This window comes from Halopseudomonas salegens, assembly GCF_900105655.1.
Taxonomy (GTDB): domain Bacteria; phylum Pseudomonadota; class Gammaproteobacteria; order Pseudomonadales; family Pseudomonadaceae; genus Halopseudomonas; species Halopseudomonas salegens.
Genome location: NZ_LT629787.1, coordinates 1,054,903 through 1,071,222, shown reverse-complemented (window position 1 = coordinate 1,071,222; position 16,320 = coordinate 1,054,903). Strand labels below are relative to the sequence as shown.

The window sequence follows — 16,320 nt, the reverse complement described above, 5'->3', positions numbered from 1 at the left end:
GTCAGGCAGGGATTGAACCCAATTCGCAAGAATATTACGGTGCACGCCCCTGCCAGACGCACCAAAAAACAACAAGAATCGATCCCGGTCCGCTTCGACAGCTGATGCAAATCAGCCCCTGGGGACGTTTCCGCGATAGCGGCACTCTTCTTGCTAGCTATCTGCTATCGCACTCAGGGAGAATGATCGTGCCTCTATTTCGTCTAGCCCGCCCCTCCACAACCGATAATGACGCTCTGACTCGCTTGTTTGAGCATCTTGATCTGAGCAGCCAACCGCAGGGCAACTCAGCAGTCCTGCGTCGCCTGGGTACATTTACCCAACAACTGGAAAACCGAATCGCCAAAAGCTTGCGCGCTTCAGTCGGTATTGCCGCACATGCACCGGAACTGGCCCGCATAGCCCGCGACAGCGAGCAACAAGGCGAGCAGCTGGCCCAATCCTCTGAATTGATCGCCAGCGCTATTGAAGAAATCAGTCAGACACTGGAATCCGAGCTGATGCCTGGAGCCACACAGGTTGCCGGCTTGTCGGATGATGTCAGCCAGCGCCTGCAACTGTGCCAGAACGACAGCCGAATGGTGCTTGACCAGGTGCAAGTCATCGAAGGGACCGAGCAACAACTGGCTGGGGAAATTCAGCGCCTGGGTAGTCAGATCGAGGAAATGACTCAGGTCATCGGCATGATTGCAACCATTTCACAGCAAACCAATCTGCTGGCTCTGAATGCCGCCATAGAAGCCGCCCGGGCTGGCGAGCAGGGGCGCGGCTTTGCCGTAGTCGCCGATGAAGTGCGCCGTCTGGCCGGCTCAACCACCGCAGCGACGGATCAGGTCAGCCAGATCATCGATGGTTTTCGCGAGGGCATGCAGCGGCTTGAAGGTGCAGGCTCCAGCATGCACCAGGCGATTGCCGAAGGTCGCGAGGGCATTCAGCGCGTCGACCACAGCTTGGCCGAAGCTGGCGACAACATGAATCAACTGGATAAGCGTGTGGCCAGCATGGCCAGTGGTACCGAACAGATCGGTGCTGCCGTACGGTCCCTGAGCCAGGACGTCCAGGGGGTCGCGGATATCGCCGGCAGCCTCACCCAACGGGCAACCCAGATCAGCGAGCACAGTGAAGCCGTCCGCGCCGAAGGTGATCACCTACTGGACGGCCTGGGGGGCTTCCAGCTCGACATTCATCAGCAAATCAGCAGTCAGGTCAGCCGACTCGCTGCCGATCAACGCCTGTTGCAAGGCGTCGCCAGCGCCGAATCCTGCCTGCGCCAGGCCGTCGATCAGGATGGCCGCTTCGAATTGATGTATCTGGTCGGCGCCGATGGCATTCAGGTCAGCGAAAATGTTCTGGCGCGCGACCTCGCGAGCGGCAACGCGGCCAGCGTGCGCGGTCGCAACTGGTCAGACCGCTCGTGGTTCCGTGAGGTGCGCAATAGTCAGGCAATTCACATCAGCCCGGTGTACCGCTCCTCGGCAACCGACGCGTTCTGCTTTACCCTGTCTGCACCGGTATTTGCCGACAACGGCGAGTTGCGCTATGTACTGGGTACCGACGTGCGTCTGTCGGCCTTGCTCAGCCAACCAACGGCCAAGGACCGGGACACAACCAACCATACTGCTACTGGCACACTGCGCCCAGCCATTGCCTGAGCCCGGAACAAGAGGCCGCTGATGAGTATTCTGCAAAACGGTGTGCAACTGATTTGCTATCCCAATCGCCTGGGCAACAACCTGCAGGACCTGCATCAGGTGCTTGAGCAGCATTTATCGGATGCCGTTGTTGGCGTGCATATACTGCCTTTCTTCCCATCCAATGCCGATGGTGGTTTTTCACCACTCACGCATCTTCAGGTGGATCCGGCCTATGGTGACTGGTCTGACATTCGCCGTATCGCCGAACGCTTCGACCTGTGTTCAGATCTGACGGTCAACCATATTTCCGATGCATCGGTCGAATTTCAGGACTATGTCGCCAAAGGTCAGGGCTCGGAATATGCCGAGCTGTTCGTTGATGTCGACGCCATGGGCGACATCACCACCGACGACCTAGCGAAGATACATATCCGCAAGGAAAAAGAACCGTTCCGCCAGGTCACCTTCGCTGACGGAAGCCAGGGCCGCGTCTGGTGTACCTTTACCGAAAACCAGATTGACCTGAACTACCGCTCGGAAAAGACCTGGGCCCTGATGGATACCTGGATCAGCCACCTGTGCGCCAATGGCGTCAAGCTGCTGCGCCTGGACGCTTTCGGCTATACCACCAAACGCATCGGTACCAGTTGCTTTCTGGTGGAGCCCGAGGTCTACAAAGTACTCGAGCGCATCAATGACATGGCACTGCAGCATGGCGCCGAGTGCCTGCCGGAAGTGCATGATCACACCAGTTTCCAATACGCAATCAGCCGCCGTGACATGCACCCCTATGGCTTTGCCCTGCCACCACTGGTGCTGTATTCATTGCTGGATTGCAACAGCGTCTATCTGAAGAACTGGTTGCGCATGTGCCCGCGCAACATGATTACCGTGCTGGATACCCACGATGGCATCTGCATTCCGGATGTTGAAGGCGTGCTGCCGGATGACCGCATCAAGGCCCTGGTGGAAAATATCAATGCGCGCAGTGCCGACCCTATTCTGCGCCGCTCGGCAGCGCGCATTAACAGCGTGGGCGCCATCTACCAATTGACCTGCACCTTCTACGACGCCCTGATGCGAAGTGATGACAGCTACATTGCTGCCCGTGCCATCCAGTTTTTTGCCCCCGGCATCCCCCAGGTCTATTACGTCGGGCTGCTGGCGGGCTGCAACGATGAAGACCTGATGCAGGCAACCGGGGAACTGCGGGATATCAACCGGCACTTTTACAGCCTCGACGAAGTCGATACCGCCATTGAACAACCCGTGGTTCAACGCCTGCTCACATTGATGCGCTTCCGCAACAGCTATCCCGCCTTTCAGGGCCGGTTCGAGCTCAATTATTCGAATGACAGCAGCGTCGCCATGGCCTGGCGGCACGGCGAACATTACTGCCATCTGCTGGTTGACCTGAACTTCCGCACAGCACAGATTGATTATCTGGATGCCGACGATCTCAGTCCGCAGTCATGGGTATGTTGAACACTGCGGGCGTTGAATAGCCGCCGCACTCAGGGCGGCCAACGCAACCAGAATGCCGCAGCCACCCACCACCAGCCCGAGGGGCAATGCGCTGCCATCGTGCAGCCACCCGACCAGGGCCGAGGTGATCGCGGCAAACGTGGATTGCAGGGTACCCAGCAAGGCCGAGGCCATGCCTGCCTGCTGACCATAACCGTCCATGGCACAAGCAGTGGCATTCGGCAGCACCATGGCAACGCTGGCGACAAATACAAACATCACCACCCAGAACGGCAGCAATTGCTCTGGCTGCCACCAACTGGCCAACAACAGTGCCAGTGCCGTCCCCATAAACAACAAGGCATTGTTCCTGACCAGTTGCTGCGGCGAACGCCGACGCAACAAGCGGCCGTTGACCTGGGCAAACAGAATGAAGCCGGCAGCATTAAGGCCAAAAATCCAGCCGAAATCCTGCTCCGCAACACCGTATATTTCGATCAACACGAAGGGTAGCCCGGCGATATAGGCAAACATGGCTGCCATCGCCAGCCCGCCCGTCAGCGCATGCAGAATAAACAACGGGTCACGCAGAATGCGCGGCACGCTGCGCCAGGAATAACTCATGCTCTGCCGCGGCCCGTCCACCGGCAAGGTTTCCCGCAAGCCCAGCAATACGATCAGGGCAAAAGCAGCAGAAAACAGGGTCAAAAACAGAAAAATGCCCTGCCAGCCGGTCCACACCAGCAGATAACCACCCAGCAAAGGCGCCAGAATCGGCGCCACACCCATCACCAGCATCAACTTGGAAAACGCCCGTGCCGCTTCCAGCGGCGAACACAGATCACGTATCACTGCACGCGTCACCACCATTCCGGCACAGCCACCCAGGGCCTGCAAAAAGCGCCCGGCAATCAACCACTCCAGGGTGGGAGCAAATGCACACAGCAAAGAAGCACTGCAGAACAGGCCAATACCAAACAGCAATGGTTTGCGCCGGCCGAAACGGTCAGCTACCGGGCCATAAAGAATCTGCCCGCAGGCCAGGCCGATAAAGTAAGCCGACAAGCTGAGCTGAATCTGGTCAGTACTGGTAGCAAAAGCCCGTGCCATGGTCGGGAAAGCCGGCAGATACAAATCAATCGCCAGCGGTCCAAAGGCACTGAGCCCGCCCAGAATCAGGAGGATTTTCAGCGGCATGCGAGGTGTCCGGGGTGAAGGGAATTGGCAGTTAAAAAATTACCGTCCTCATCATGCCAGAAAGCGGCAGAAAGCGCTGGCAACAGACTGTTGCCGAATCTGCCATGCCTGATGCCTGACACAGCAGCTTCGGGTTAAACGTGCCCAGATCTTTATGCTGGATCGCATTCTTTAATACATGCCGCCGCCTGGCGGCATGTGCAAAAGATCTATTTCTTTACCGGATGCACGTCAGCTGGTGTGCCGCCGTTCTGCCAGTTGGATACAGCCTGGCCATCCTTGAAGGTTATGATGTTGGTACCGGATGTGGTGATCTCCACCCCGTCGGAACCGGTGCCTGTCATGGTCCAGCGTATCGCCACTTTGTGGCCTTCACCAATCAGGTCGTTAATGGCGAAATGCAAGTCGGGGTATGTTTTGCGTAAAGATTCCGCCCACTTGATTGTTCCGTCAGCCGCCGACGGGTGGCCGTTGTAAGTGTAGTTGTCTGCCAGGCTGAACTCGACAATGTCTGTTATGCCCTCGTTGAAAACACCCTCAAAAAATATGCGTGTTGCTTCCTTGTTGATGGCGGCCTCAACGTCCTCTTCTGCGCAGGCGGTGGTAGCCAGCAAGACGGTCGTGATAACACACAATGCTGCAGTAAAACGTCCCATAGTTCATCTCCTTGATTGACAGGACTGGCACCGGGTGACGCGCGTTTCGTGTCACCCGGTGCCACAGGTGGTTAACGACGCGGTAATGTCGCTTCGTGCACATCCTTGTGTGCAGGTTCCGGATCTTTGGCGTGTTGCTGCCACTGCTGCCATTGCACAATTGATATCGAAGTCTGCAAGGAATAATCCAGCGATATCCAGCGAGTGCGGCTGCTATCGGCATAATCCGGCTGGCCCGGCAGGATATTAACGGGGCCATTCTCCGTTTGCACCGTGGTGTTATACGGCTCCGCTGCCGGCGTACTGGCAAAGTAGATCGAGTCAATCTGTGGGTAGGATATGATGGTATCGCCTACCTTGCGTTCTTGGGCAGGCGCGCCGCTGGCATCGATCCAGTTACCGGCACTGTCTTGCAGCGCACACTCTGACGTTAACCCGCCAAACTGCGCAGCAATGGGTGGCACATTATTGTTCTGATCGGCTACCGAGGCCGTACCATGGCAAGACATGCAAGAGCTGTAGGCTTTGTCTGCCGGGCCGTCGAGACGCGAGTTGCAGCCAAGATGGCCTGGGTGGGCAAAAGCATTTGCGCCACCATCAGCGTTCAGCATATCGACCGTATCCCAAAAAATGACCATATCCTTGAAGCCATTCTCACGCGGGTTGTCCGGGTATGACGAAGCCAAAACATCCGCCGGAGGCGTAGAGTTGCCCCACATAAGCCCCAGAGGTGAGATGCGCTTCCATGGGTTCTGTTCTTCAGCTTTGCGCTGACCATCGGCGACAAAGGTGCCGAATACCCACTGCGTACCCTCTGCTCGGGAATCCTTCACCGCGATATCGAATTGCAGCAAGGTAACGGGGCCCCAGGTGTTCAGGCTGCGAGGGCATTGCTGGCTTTGTTCGGCCATCGTGCACTGGCCATTGCCGCTGGCAGGCTGGCAACTGCAAAAATCAGGTGAGGATATGTTGGCCTGCCAGGCTGGCAAATTCTCCAGCATGGGCATTTGTTGCGGACTCAGTGTGGTAAACAAAGGCTTGCCGATCACCGCGCCGTCAGCAAAGGATACATTGTCAGTGGGAATCTCGGGGGTGCCATCGGCTTTCCAGATCGTACCCAGGGTGTATGCCGCTGTTGGATTAAAAAAACCTACGGCCCACATGGTACCGTTTAACGGATCAGGCGACGTATTCATACTGAAGTTTACCGGCGCTTCCCGCGTCAAGCCGTGGGTGAATTCTCGGCCAGACATCACGTCATAGGTTTGAAAGGGAATGTTGTACCAGGATCGAACCTGGTTGTTGCAAACATCCCAGTCGGTGTTGATATCACCGCTGTCGATATTGCCTTCCTGTATATACGCCAACACCAGATTGCCGTATTCCAATGCCAATGCTTCCCGAGTGGCCTGGTCTGTCTCCGGATCGAACATGGCGTCGAATTTACTGCTGCGCCAGGGCTGGTCCGCGCGTTCATCGACAGGTTCAGCAGGAAAGGCATCGCTTAATTGAAAAACCGGTCCCTTGTAGTCTACCCCCGGTTGATTTGAAACAAGCTGGCTTTCATACATGTCCGGAAAGTTCGGGTCTTGCCAGTAACTTGGATACGTACCGGTACAGGTACCGTTAGCCTGGGTTTCCGGGTTGTCTGCAGAGTCACTGGCGGGTACTGCCGCTTCGGCTTCAGCCATATGGGTGTCTGCATTGGTTTCTTCCTGCCCGCACGCGTATAGCAACAGGCTGGCGAGTACAGTCATGATAAGTCGGGCTCTCATACGGTGTTCTCCATTCCTTGTTATTTATTGTGGTATTGCGTCGTTGCCAATGGTGCAGCACCTCCTTTGCTTAAAGCCGCCGGAATGGCGGCCAATGTGTTGTCATGTATTACCGCCGCCACGGACATTCAGCAAAAATGTCCATGCCGGAGGTATCGGTATCATCTGGCAAGGGATATTGAGATTCAGGGCGCCGTAGCGAACACGCGACAAACCATGCCCGGGGCGAGCACATTGAAGAAAAACGGCAAGCTTTTCCTGCGCACAGCAAAGCAAGCGCCTGCCTCGTTTCGCCGTGGGGTGACGAAAAACGGGGTAACAGCGCTCAACCAACTGGAAGAGTCGGGTTAGTTCGAGGGGATGGCGGCGTTGGTCTTTGGCGCTCAGAAATACGCCAATATCGACCGCCAGCTTCCTTGCCGTTGGCATCACAGAATCCTTTCCTTTGCGATCTGTTATGCATCATCATGCATTGACTGACTGGTATTGTAAATGACCGACCAGTACGCCAGCGATGGATGCCCTGAAGAGAGCATAGACTATGGACAGAAACACTGCTGCTCTGTATGCGTTGGCTAGTACAAACAGCCATAACCAGGCCGGGGTGGCGTGCCTTGTCTCACTGCGGCTAAAGGGCTGTCCATCTGACCCGGAACGGACTTAAATGCGGCTGCTGATACGCGCCAAGGGAGGTGGTGTGTAGCTGGCGTAGCGCCTCGAGCAAGGAGTCGTTGTTGGTTTGAACTGGTCGATGCGGAGTAGAGGCAAAAGGCAAGACCCGACCCTGGAACCTCTTGATCATGTGATTAATTGGCGCAGTCAAAATCCCATCTAACGGTTTCTACTTTTTTGAAATAAATTCGCCCGCCCTGAAAGCCAAAGTCTTCCGCATCCAGCCTTATGCCATAAAAACTTTCTTCCCCTTCAAATATCAACACATCTATGGTTTCGGTTTGGTCCGTGCCAGTAGTCTTGATCACATACCCAAATTCATTTTCCGCCACAACCTCGTATTTTGACAAGTTAGTTGAAAGCCGTGGAACCTCCCTGACTTCACCTTCATACTCAAAAGTGTAGGGTTCGAAAAATCCGCAGGCCATCCCATTTTTATATTTTATGTAGTAATGCCCCAAGATCAATCCCAGCTTGTCCAATCTTTCGGGATCTACTTTGGTATTAGCCGAATTCCATTGAATGGTTCTGTCTTTATCTTCCTGCCATGTACCTTCGAGAGAAATCGAGTGTGCATTCACCGCCAACATTGATATTAGAACTACCTGAAGTACTTTCTTCACTGCACTCATTTTATATAGCATTACACCCTCTATGTTCAGCTATCTGGCGCTGAAAGTCACGCAAATAACCATCATCCCCAGACAATTGTGGATTTTCCGAAGGCTTATGACTATCTCGTGGTGAGATACCAGCAAGCTCGTCTTCACAGTTTAAGACCATGCTGAAGATTTTCACCTTGAAGCCCCAACGCTCCCTGTTCGTGCTTCGGGGTAAGCATAGCCGTTCACACCCGCCCAGCAACCCAATCGGTTCCCGGTTCACATAGCACTCAAGCAGTGGCTGGCAGTAGTGATTTCAATTGTAGTGCAACCACGTTAGTCATCTTTCTGCTGTCCCTGAGCCCCGCATCACCTACTGTACTGCCGTAGTGTTCATTCCCATGGGCGGCTTTCTATATCAAACGGTTTTTGGAAATATTCAATTTTGTCCAGTTGATTAATTACCCTTTGGGATACTCCGCTCAAGTGAGTGATCGCCTCCAGATAACGAGGATCTACAACGCTGTCCAGTAGATGGTCAAAGTCATTAACCGCTGGATCAATGCTGCGTACGTGATGGGCCGCCCATCCGGTATGAAGTAGCTGTACGAGCTCTTTCGAGGTGCACTGTATTCTATGATCAATGCCTCTTTTAATGGCATAGGCGTAAACGTCTTGCGAATCAAGTCTCTGCAAAATATTAATCTCATCAGAGGTAGTTTCGTTGTCTAATGCTATGGCTATGCATTGACGCTCTTTAGTTTTGTAGGTTTCATATAGTTCAGGAATGTACTGATTGATATCTGCAGGAACGGCGCCCGCGTATAAATTCAAAACAATTAGCAGGGTTAATGTTTTTTTTAGCAAGACCGTACTCCTTACTCGACATCATCCAGAAATGACTGCTCCAACCTAAATGGCTGCCTGAAAAACTCTATCTGCTCTAGGGTATCTAATGTTTCCGGTGAAATATATGAAGCTTCATCTACTGACAGTATGATACTTGTCCTTAGCAGCCGGGTTATAACGTCCTCAAGCTTCACCCTTGACAGGCTTGTATTATCTGAGCGCTTGATTAGCCAGCCAGTATACAAAAGCTTGGACATAGTCTCAGATAGACAGTTGAGCTCCTGCTCAACTGCCCTTGCATCAGAATAAGCCAAGACGTCATATTTATTTAAATACTTAAGTCTTTCCATACCCAAAGATGAGATAGTATTATCTTCCATCAAGATATCACAATCGTTAGATTGATCCAGGTGATCAGAAATTAAAGTGATTATGTTATTATCGATAAAGTTATTAGATGCGGGACGCAGTATAAGGACAATACAAGCGTAGGCAGCAATGAGAGCAATAGATATCGCACAAGCATATCCAACTATCTTTTTTGATAAAGCGGTCACATTTTCATCCCTCTGGCTACAATTTTATAAGCATTCTGGCTACTCGATTACCGGACGCTTACGAAGAACCTTCACTTCCTGAGCGGCAGTAGAATCACATCATCCCATGAGTCTGGCGTGCGTGACACAGAGCATTGAACGTTATGCCACTGAACCAGAAATTACCCAGCCGTGGACAGTTTCACCACTTGATTTACAGACTCTAAGGGTAACAGCTCTCCCTAGAAAGCCGCGTTCAATCCATCCTACTGGCGGCGCATGATTATATATCTGCAGGAGAACACAAAAATATAAATCAGAAACATCACGCAAATATCGAAGAAATTTATTTCATAATCATACAAGATAGACCTTACAACTTGCGTAAGTAAATACACCGCCCACAGGCAAGCCCCGAGCCTCGATCCCTTTAAAATCGAATGTCTTATATTTTTTGGGATTGACCTCATTAAAGCTCACCATTCTTAATCATTTCATTAATAGCTTCCTGGGAACAGACACCACTGTTGCATCTTTTTTGCGACCCATTTGTTTTAGGGTCCCCGCCATAAACCGACGTCCGGCGGACTATGCTAGCAAGCCGCTATTCAGACTCATCACGATCTTCTTTTTTGTTTCTCAACTTTTTTCTTAAAAACCTAAATACCACCTTGTTTCCTTTAATTACATGCTTTGCAGACCAGTAGTACATAAAAAACAAGCAAATAAATCCCCCATAAAAGAAGACTGTAGATAAGGACTTATATCCAGCTAAACCTGTAATGATCGAGATAAAAAGACAAACAAAAAACATCGACAACCAAAACCCGCCTTTTTTTAGCGTGTGCTTTAGTGAGTACATTTTGACACCTGCTGCCGGCATACTTGACCATTGCTTGGAAAGCAGGGAGTGAGCAGAAGCGCTACGTCAAGAATCAGCCAGTTGCGCCTAGGCAATAGAATAGACACCTTGCTTGATAGCGCTGTTTTCATTACAAGCTCGCCCCCATCATTTCTCTCCCTTGTGATACGGCTTTACCAGACATTACCAGTCGGTACCGTCATAGGCATGGACTTCATGCCGGGTGTGCGTGACACAGAGCTTTGAACACCCTCGATTGCCGTGGCTCTGATATGAGCAGACAGAAACTCACTGAGAAAGATATCGTTTGATGTTCTCATACAGAGATATCACTCTCCCAAGCTTGAGGAATAGTATGTAGAGTGCGCAAAGAATGAGAATTTCGAATGCCAGTCTAAAATAAAAATCTTCGCTGGAGAGGAGATGCTCATTTTTTGCAAGAAAATTGACTTTTACCAAAAACACAAAAAAGAAATACAAAAAAACACAGAGAAATGCTTTGCGATAATTTGAATACTTCTCACCACCTAGAAGCATAAATACAAACACAGAAACGATAAAAAAATTTAACGCTCCCCATGACTTATTAAAAATATAGTTTGGCTCTGTTATGTTTTGACTAAAAAAGCCGGCCAATAGTTCGATGAAGAACACCAGCGATCTATCCATGAAATAAAAAAAAGTAAGCGCCAAGAAAAAATGAAATACTGCGGTGCATTTCTTAGTAGTTATATAGTTCAACATCTAGACACTCGCAACAGGGTGGCATGGTGGTCTCAAGGTCCAAGTGCAACACTTAGTTAATGGATTTAAGATTATTTCTCGCCTACAGCTGAAGGTACTCAACAAGCACTTGAACCTTGAGACCACCCTCCTTGGAAATGCTGATGATCTGCTCGTCTGGAAATCACTTCTTCATGTTCATCGTTCTCTGCTGTGATGAATATTACTAAGCCAGAGGGTAGCAGGTCAGCTTCCCAGAATAGTTGATTTTGTTCAGCTGTGAGCGCAATCGGGATAGTGCTTCCAGCTGATAATCAGTCATAAGAGCGGGCTTCTTTATTTAGGATCACACCCTCATCAAACGTCACTACGCATGCAAACCTAAAGAACGGACTATCTTGTGTTGGTATCACAACCTTTTTTAAACCTTCGCCTTCATGTATATAATGTGTGTACCCTTTGGCGCCAGCTATATCTTTTACAGTTTCTATAGAGTCAGACATGGTGATTTCTTGGCAAAGCCCGACAGCATCTTTATAAATGAAATAGTTGCAATACCTAACAAAAGCAATTATCAGTACGCCAGAAAGGCCTATGCGGATCACATATTTAACCAGGCTCATGGTCTACATCCACATACATTATCACTGTCAAACAAGCCATCATTAGCACCCTGAACTCCAGCCCTTAGCTCGTCTATTGTGTTTACACTATAAGTCCATGGTGAGTCCACAATCCCATAATTCTCCAGAAAAGGGGACAGATTTATTTTATGACCGAGGATGCGGTTGTCCGGCCAGCAGGCGGCGGTGGGGGCCGATTGGCTTTTCCCTTCACCCAGCAGGTTGAAGTCGGGGTTGTGCAGGTTGGCGGCGACGGTGGCGGCCCAGTCTTCGGGTTTGGCGCCGGCCTGCGGGCCGTGGTCAAGGCGGTTGCCGGCGGCATAAAAGCGGTATGTTTGGGTCTGTTTGGACTGTTCTGACTGCTGATGCAGGCTGCCGGTGAGTCGGCCACTGGCGTCGTACTGGTAGCCGATGCGGCCATGGCGGTTGTCCTGCAGCTGCTGCAGTTGGTCCTGGCTGTCGTACTGGTAACGGCGCTCCCAGTGCAGGGCGCCGGGGCTGTCGGGCGAGGGTTTGAGTTGACTCTGTTCCAGGCGACCCAGGGCGTCATACTGGCGCTGGTGCAAATGCACCTGGCGGTTGTCGGTCTCATCCCGGGTGTACAGCTCGCGCTGGGTTTCCTGGTGCAGGGCGTTGCGGGCGAAGTGAATACTCAGCGGGCCGCTGCTGATCCCCAGCAGGTGGCCGGGGCCGTAGCTGAGCCAGTCGATGGGAGGGATGTCGCCCAGCTGGCTTTGTTCGCGGCGGCCACGGGCATCGTACTGGTGACTGGCCTGCCAGCTCCAGTGGTCACCCAGGTGCTGGGCTTCGAGGGTGAGCTGGCCGAGTGTGTTGTAGTGCCGTTCGATGCGGATGCCCAGGGTGGTGTTCTCGGCGCCGAGCAGCTGGCCGTCGGGGTTCCATTCGAAGGCTTCGGTCTGGGCCGGGGCGCTGTCGGTGGCGGGCAGGTGTCTTGCGCTCAGGCGGCCGACGCGGTTGTAGTCATAATGGGTGGTCTGGCCGTTGTTGTCTTCATGGGCGATGAGTTCGCCGGCGTCGTTGTAGTGGTAGCGCTGGGTACGCCCATCAAAGCCGACCTCTTCGATCAGGCGGTCGAGGGCGTCGTAGGAAAATCCGGGAATGTTCATCTGAGCCCGGTTTTTTGAGCTATTAGTTTCCCAAAGAAGCTAACTGTCATCTTCGTCAAGGAGAGACTTTGTGAGAATCGGTTTCCCCTCCTGTCGTTGTTTTCTAGCCCTAATGAACCCCCTTTTTAATATATAGTACCCGTTCAAAAAGGCTGCTATTACAAAAAACGCACCTACTGTTACGAGATTTCCAGCAATTTCTTTATAACCAAGAAAAGCTATTATGGAAGTAATTACTGCTAGCAATATGCTGGATAATACCAATATAGCCTGGATTTTTTTTAGTTGCATACTTCTGAAATCCTTTTCTTACAAACCAGAAGTCCTGCACCAATAGCGCCGCCCATTGTTCCTTCGGCAGATAGCTCAGTGGACCCGTCAAGGTTAATTTCGCCACTAAGCCCACCCCCTAGACCTGGAGTTATTTGACCTGTTAAACCACCCCCCCCAAGTACTGCTTCCTGGATTAACCGCACCTGTTGCAACACTTCCGCCTGCATGAGTGGTTCCACCTATCATTGGTCCAACAACTAAACATGTCGTATTCGTTACGCATGCTTTTCCATCAGCACTTATCGCCACGCCAATGTCTTGTTTTGCGCCGACCCCTACCACTAACATACCTCCCACTTTACCGCCAAAATTAATCCCCTCCATAATTCTGTCATACACAGACTTACTAAAAGATCGAACAGCTTCTACGATGGGCTCTTCTCTATTGGGATCAAGGCCTGCAGCGCGTTGTGCCATTGCTATCCGTGGGTCTTGATAAAGCCCCAACGGATCCGCCCCCGACGAAGCTACCGTGCGAAGCGGAAGAAAAGGCAAGACCGATCCCCGCAACCACGATTAGTGCTTATTGACGAGAAATGAAGGTGAAAAAGTTAACCTTCTCAATTTTCTCTACGTAGCTAAACTCGAATTCAGAAATTATACTTTCCTGAGTGCAAGACGTAGTGAAACTTATACGAACAACCTTATCACTCTTAGTCAGATGAATGCCTCTCATAACCCACCTGGATTCTGATGCTCTAACAACATCATCCTTTGTTAGTTGTATTTCTACCTCTCCTTTTGATAAAATCTCCAAGCTTTCAAGATCAGCATTACACTCCTTTTGGACCGAAATTATTCTTATAGCAGGGTTAAAAGATACCAGCTCATCACCTATCTCAACATTTTCATCATCACTAACAACTGGAGCACCCCAATCAAAAGTAAAACCATACGACAGGACGTCTGATCCTCCTGTTTGATATTGTGGCACAAAATAATACTTACTCATATCAAAGCTTTTCTTACAGCCGGTAGAGGTTATTGCAGAAAATAAGAGAATTGAGACCAGAGAACCAAAAAGCTTCATATTAAGCCTCACCTTATCTATCAATAACTAGATCGATTGAAGTTTTAAATCGATCTTTTGTAAACATATCCAACGGCGAAGTCCCGAATATCATGTAAGGAGCTACGTCAGTTACAACATGCGGAACACCATATAGTGTGTAAGGTGAAAAATAATTATAAGTACCTTGATTTTTTGTGTCCGTAACCAAACAGTCAAGCTCATCAATTACGTATTCACTGTGGCCGGAAGGCGATACAAACTTCCTATTTTTGTCTGGGTTGGACCCCCCGCATGAAAGATTTACATCACCCTGCCGATGAAGCACAGATTGCTCCGGATCCATCTTAATCCAATCTGCGTCTAAAGTGTTTGCTCCAGGATACGGCTCATTAAACACGTTGCGTCCCCAGTTCCCCACAGCTACAAGTGTAGCACTTCCGAAAGCAAACGCGCCCCATGCCAGTGGGATTATAAGTCCAGATGGATCAATGTGGTTAGTTGGGCTTGCAGCTGCATATAAATAAAAATTCACTCCACCCAAAAGCCCAATCGGATCCTGATTCACATACCGCCCCAGTGCTGGATCGTAGTATCGATGCCTGTTGTAATACAGCCCACTTTCTTCGTCTTCGTACTGCCCCTGAAAACGTATGGGCTGGTCTGTTTTTCCTTGTTCGTCTTTGATCGCCGCCCAATCATCCGGTCGGGCTTCCCAGAGCAGTTGGCCCTGTTCATCCGTGAGGGCCAACGGGGTACCGAGGTGGTCGGTGTGGTAGCTGGCGTAGCGGGGTTCGCTGGCCTCTTCGGCCAGGGCCTGGCGCAGGGCTTCGGGCATGGGTTCGCCGGCGCTGGCCAGTTGGCGTTTGACCTGCAGCAGCATGGGGTCGTTGTTGGTTTTGTCCTGACCGATGCGCAGTAGCGGCACGAAGCTACCCGGTTCGTACAGGGTGGTGCGCATTTGCCATTCGCCGCCTTGGCTTAGCCGTGCTTCGGCGCTTTGCTGGCCGCCATCCCAGCCGTAGCAGGTGATCTGCGTGGGCTGTGTTTGACCGCTGGTGTCGGTGTACTCGACCTGTTTGCAAAGGCGTCGGCCCAGGGGGTCGTAGCCGTAGTCGGCGGTCCAGCGTTCGCCGTTGGCCTTTGTGCGTTCCAGCCGAATCAGGCGGTTGGCGCCGTCGTAGCCGAGCTGCAGGCGGCTGCCGTCGGGGCTGAGCCGTTCGATCAGGTTGCCGATGCGGTCGTAGTGGTACTGCTCGCCCTCGTGGCTGAGGATGCGGTTGTCCGGCCAGCAGGCGGCGGTGGGGGCCGGTTGGCTTTTCCCTTCACCCAGCAGGTTGAAGTCGGGATTGTGCAGGTTGGCGGCGACGGTGGCGGCCCAGTCTTCGGGTTTGGCCCCGGCCTGCGGGCCGTGGTCAAGGCGGTTGCCGGCAGCATCAAAGCGGTATGTTTGGGTCTGTTTGGACTGTTCTGACTGCTGATGCAGGCTGCCGGTGAGTCGGCCACTGTCGTCGTACTGGTAACCGATACGACCGTGGCGGTTGTCTTGCAGCTGCTGGAGTTGGTCCTGGCTGTCGTACTGGTAGCGGCGTTCCCAGTGCAGGGCGCTGGGGCTGTCGGGCGAAGGCTTGAGCTGGCTGTGTTCCAGGCGGCCGAGGGCGTCGTACTGGCGCTGTTGTTTGTGTACCTGCCGGTTGTCGCCCTCATCGCGGGTGTAAAGTTCGCGTTGGGTTTCCTGGTGCAGGGCGTTGCGGGCGAAGTGAATGCTCAGCGGGCCGCTGCTGATCCCCAGCAGGTGGCCGGGGCCGTAGCTGAGCCAGTCGATGGGAGGGATGTCGCCCAGCTGGCTCTGTTCGCGGCGGCCACGGGCATCGTACTGGTGGCTGGCTTGCCAGCTCCAGTGGTCACCCAGGTACTGGGCTTCGAGGCTGAGCTGGCCTAGCGTGTTGTAGTGCCGTTCGATGCGGATGCCCAGGGTGGTGTTCTCGGCGCCGAGCAGCTGGCCATCGGGGTTCCATTCGAAGGCTTCGGTCTGGGCCGGGGCGCTGTCGGTGGCGGGCAGGTGCTTGGCGGTCTGCGTAGTTGTAGTCATAGAGGGTCAGGTGACTGATGCTTTTTCGAGGCAAAAGACAAGACCCGACCCCAGATGTTCGCTCAAGGCTTGAGCTTCAAGAGCGTATCCGACCCCTAATTAACTTTATTCAGAGCCTCTCCAAGAGTTGGCTGATTTCAATATTAGCTCATACAAGACATCCATT

The 16,320-nt window shown here is 52.3% G+C and carries 14 protein-coding genes; 3 read left to right on the top strand and 11 right to left on the bottom strand.

What is annotated here, in order from left to right; all coding sequences use genetic code 11:
* Nucleotides 1–182: 182 nt before the first annotated feature.
* Nucleotides 183–1,652, top strand: coding sequence for a methyl-accepting chemotaxis protein (locus BLU07_RS04800; RefSeq protein WP_092384687.1), 1,470 nt, complete (start codon nt 183–185; stop codon nt 1,650–1,652).
* A 21-nt stretch (nt 1,653–1,673) separates the two neighbouring features.
* Nucleotides 1,674–3,119, top strand: coding sequence for a sucrose phosphorylase (gene gtfA / locus BLU07_RS04795; protein ID WP_092384685.1), 1,446 nt, complete (start codon nt 1,674–1,676; stop codon nt 3,117–3,119).
* Here the strand turns inward: gtfA and BLU07_RS04790 are convergent.
* The 3 genes from BLU07_RS04790 to BLU07_RS04780 form a co-directional block, all read right to left on the bottom strand.
* The gene (locus tag BLU07_RS04790) at nt 3,105–4,295 is read right to left on the bottom strand and encodes a multidrug effflux MFS transporter (protein ID WP_092384683.1); all 1,191 of its coding nucleotides are present in this window, start codon (nt 4,293–4,295) and stop codon (nt 3,105–3,107) included. The genes gtfA and BLU07_RS04790 overlap by 15 nt on opposite strands.
* A gap of 209 nt (nt 4,296–4,504) precedes the next feature.
* The gene (locus BLU07_RS04785) at nt 4,505–4,951 is read right to left on the bottom strand and encodes an ester cyclase (protein ID WP_092384681.1); all 447 of its coding nucleotides are present in this window, start codon (nt 4,949–4,951) and stop codon (nt 4,505–4,507) included.
* A 71-nt stretch (nt 4,952–5,022) separates the two neighbouring features.
* Entirely contained in the window at nt 5,023–6,726 is a 1,704-nt protein-coding gene (locus BLU07_RS04780; protein ID WP_157719086.1) for a hypothetical protein, read from the bottom strand.
* Between the two features lie 3 nt (nt 6,727–6,729).
* Here BLU07_RS04780 and BLU07_RS04775 point away from each other — a divergent pair, with 3 nt between their 5' ends.
* Complete coding sequence (locus BLU07_RS04775; RefSeq protein WP_157719085.1) at nt 6,730–7,077, top strand: hypothetical protein; 348 nt, start codon at nt 6,730–6,732, stop codon at nt 7,075–7,077.
* A gap of 455 nt (nt 7,078–7,532) precedes the next feature.
* On the opposite strand, the gene BLU07_RS04770 is transcribed toward BLU07_RS04775, so the two are convergent.
* From BLU07_RS04770 to BLU07_RS04725, 8 genes are all read right to left on the bottom strand, one after another.
* Complete coding sequence (locus tag BLU07_RS04770; RefSeq protein WP_157719084.1) at nt 7,533–8,021, bottom strand: hypothetical protein; 489 nt, start codon at nt 8,019–8,021, stop codon at nt 7,533–7,535.
* A 372-nt stretch (nt 8,022–8,393) separates the two neighbouring features.
* Complete coding sequence (locus tag BLU07_RS04765; protein WP_092384673.1) at nt 8,394–8,867, bottom strand: hypothetical protein; 474 nt, start codon at nt 8,865–8,867, stop codon at nt 8,394–8,396.
* An 11-nt stretch (nt 8,868–8,878) separates the two neighbouring features.
* The gene (locus BLU07_RS04760; protein WP_092384671.1) at nt 8,879–9,406 is read right to left on the bottom strand and encodes a hypothetical protein; all 528 of its coding nucleotides are present in this window, start codon (nt 9,404–9,406) and stop codon (nt 8,879–8,881) included.
* A 1,878-nt stretch (nt 9,407–11,284) separates the two neighbouring features.
* Nucleotides 11,285–11,593: a hypothetical protein gene (locus BLU07_RS04745; RefSeq protein WP_092384665.1), complete on the bottom strand. Its 309-nt coding sequence runs from the start codon at nt 11,591–11,593 to the stop codon at nt 11,285–11,287.
* Nucleotides 11,590–12,720 (bottom strand): RHS repeat domain-containing protein, encoded by a 1,131-nt coding sequence (locus tag BLU07_RS04740; RefSeq protein ID WP_092384663.1) that lies wholly within the window; start codon nt 12,718–12,720, stop codon nt 11,590–11,592. The genes BLU07_RS04745 and BLU07_RS04740 overlap by 4 nt, the downstream gene beginning before the upstream one ends.
* Before the next feature lie 202 nt (nt 12,721–12,922).
* On the bottom strand, nt 12,923–13,117 hold the full coding sequence (locus tag BLU07_RS17520) for a hypothetical protein (RefSeq protein ID WP_157719083.1): 195 nt from the start codon (nt 13,115–13,117) through the stop codon (nt 12,923–12,925).
* A gap of 459 nt (nt 13,118–13,576) precedes the next feature.
* Nucleotides 13,577–14,083, bottom strand: coding sequence for a hypothetical protein (locus BLU07_RS04730; RefSeq protein WP_092384659.1), 507 nt, complete (start codon nt 14,081–14,083; stop codon nt 13,577–13,579).
* Between the two features lie 13 nt (nt 14,084–14,096).
* Nucleotides 14,097–16,154, bottom strand: a complete 2,058-nt coding sequence (locus BLU07_RS04725; RefSeq protein ID WP_092384657.1) for an RHS repeat-associated core domain-containing protein — start codon at nt 16,152–16,154, stop codon at nt 14,097–14,099.
* Nucleotides 16,155–16,320 lie beyond the last annotated feature (166 nt).

Coding starts and splice junctions, on each gene's coding strand:
- BLU07_RS04800 (WP_092384687.1), top strand. CDS start 183: ATGATCGTGCCTCTATTTCGTCTAGCCCGCCCCTCCACAACCGATAAT.
- gtfA (WP_092384685.1), top strand. CDS start 1,674: ATGAGTATTCTGCAAAACGGTGTGCAACTGATTTGCTATCCCAATCGC.
- BLU07_RS04790 (WP_092384683.1), bottom strand. CDS start 4,295: ATGCCGCTGAAAATCCTCCTGATTCTGGGCGGGCTCAGTGCCTTTGGA.
- BLU07_RS04785 (WP_092384681.1), bottom strand. CDS start 4,951: ATGGGACGTTTTACTGCAGCATTGTGTGTTATCACGACCGTCTTGCTG.
- BLU07_RS04780 (WP_157719086.1), bottom strand. CDS start 6,726: ATGAGAGCCCGACTTATCATGACTGTACTCGCCAGCCTGTTGCTATAC.
- BLU07_RS04745 (WP_092384665.1), bottom strand. CDS start 11,593: ATGAGCCTGGTTAAATATGTGATCCGCATAGGCCTTTCTGGCGTACTG.
- BLU07_RS04740 (WP_092384663.1), bottom strand. CDS start 12,720: ATGAACATTCCCGGATTTTCCTACGACGCCCTCGACCGCCTGATCGAA.
- BLU07_RS04730 (WP_092384659.1), bottom strand. CDS start 14,083: ATGAAGCTTTTTGGTTCTCTGGTCTCAATTCTCTTATTTTCTGCAATA.
- BLU07_RS04725 (WP_092384657.1), bottom strand. CDS start 16,154: ATGACTACAACTACGCAGACCGCCAAGCACCTGCCCGCCACCGACAGC.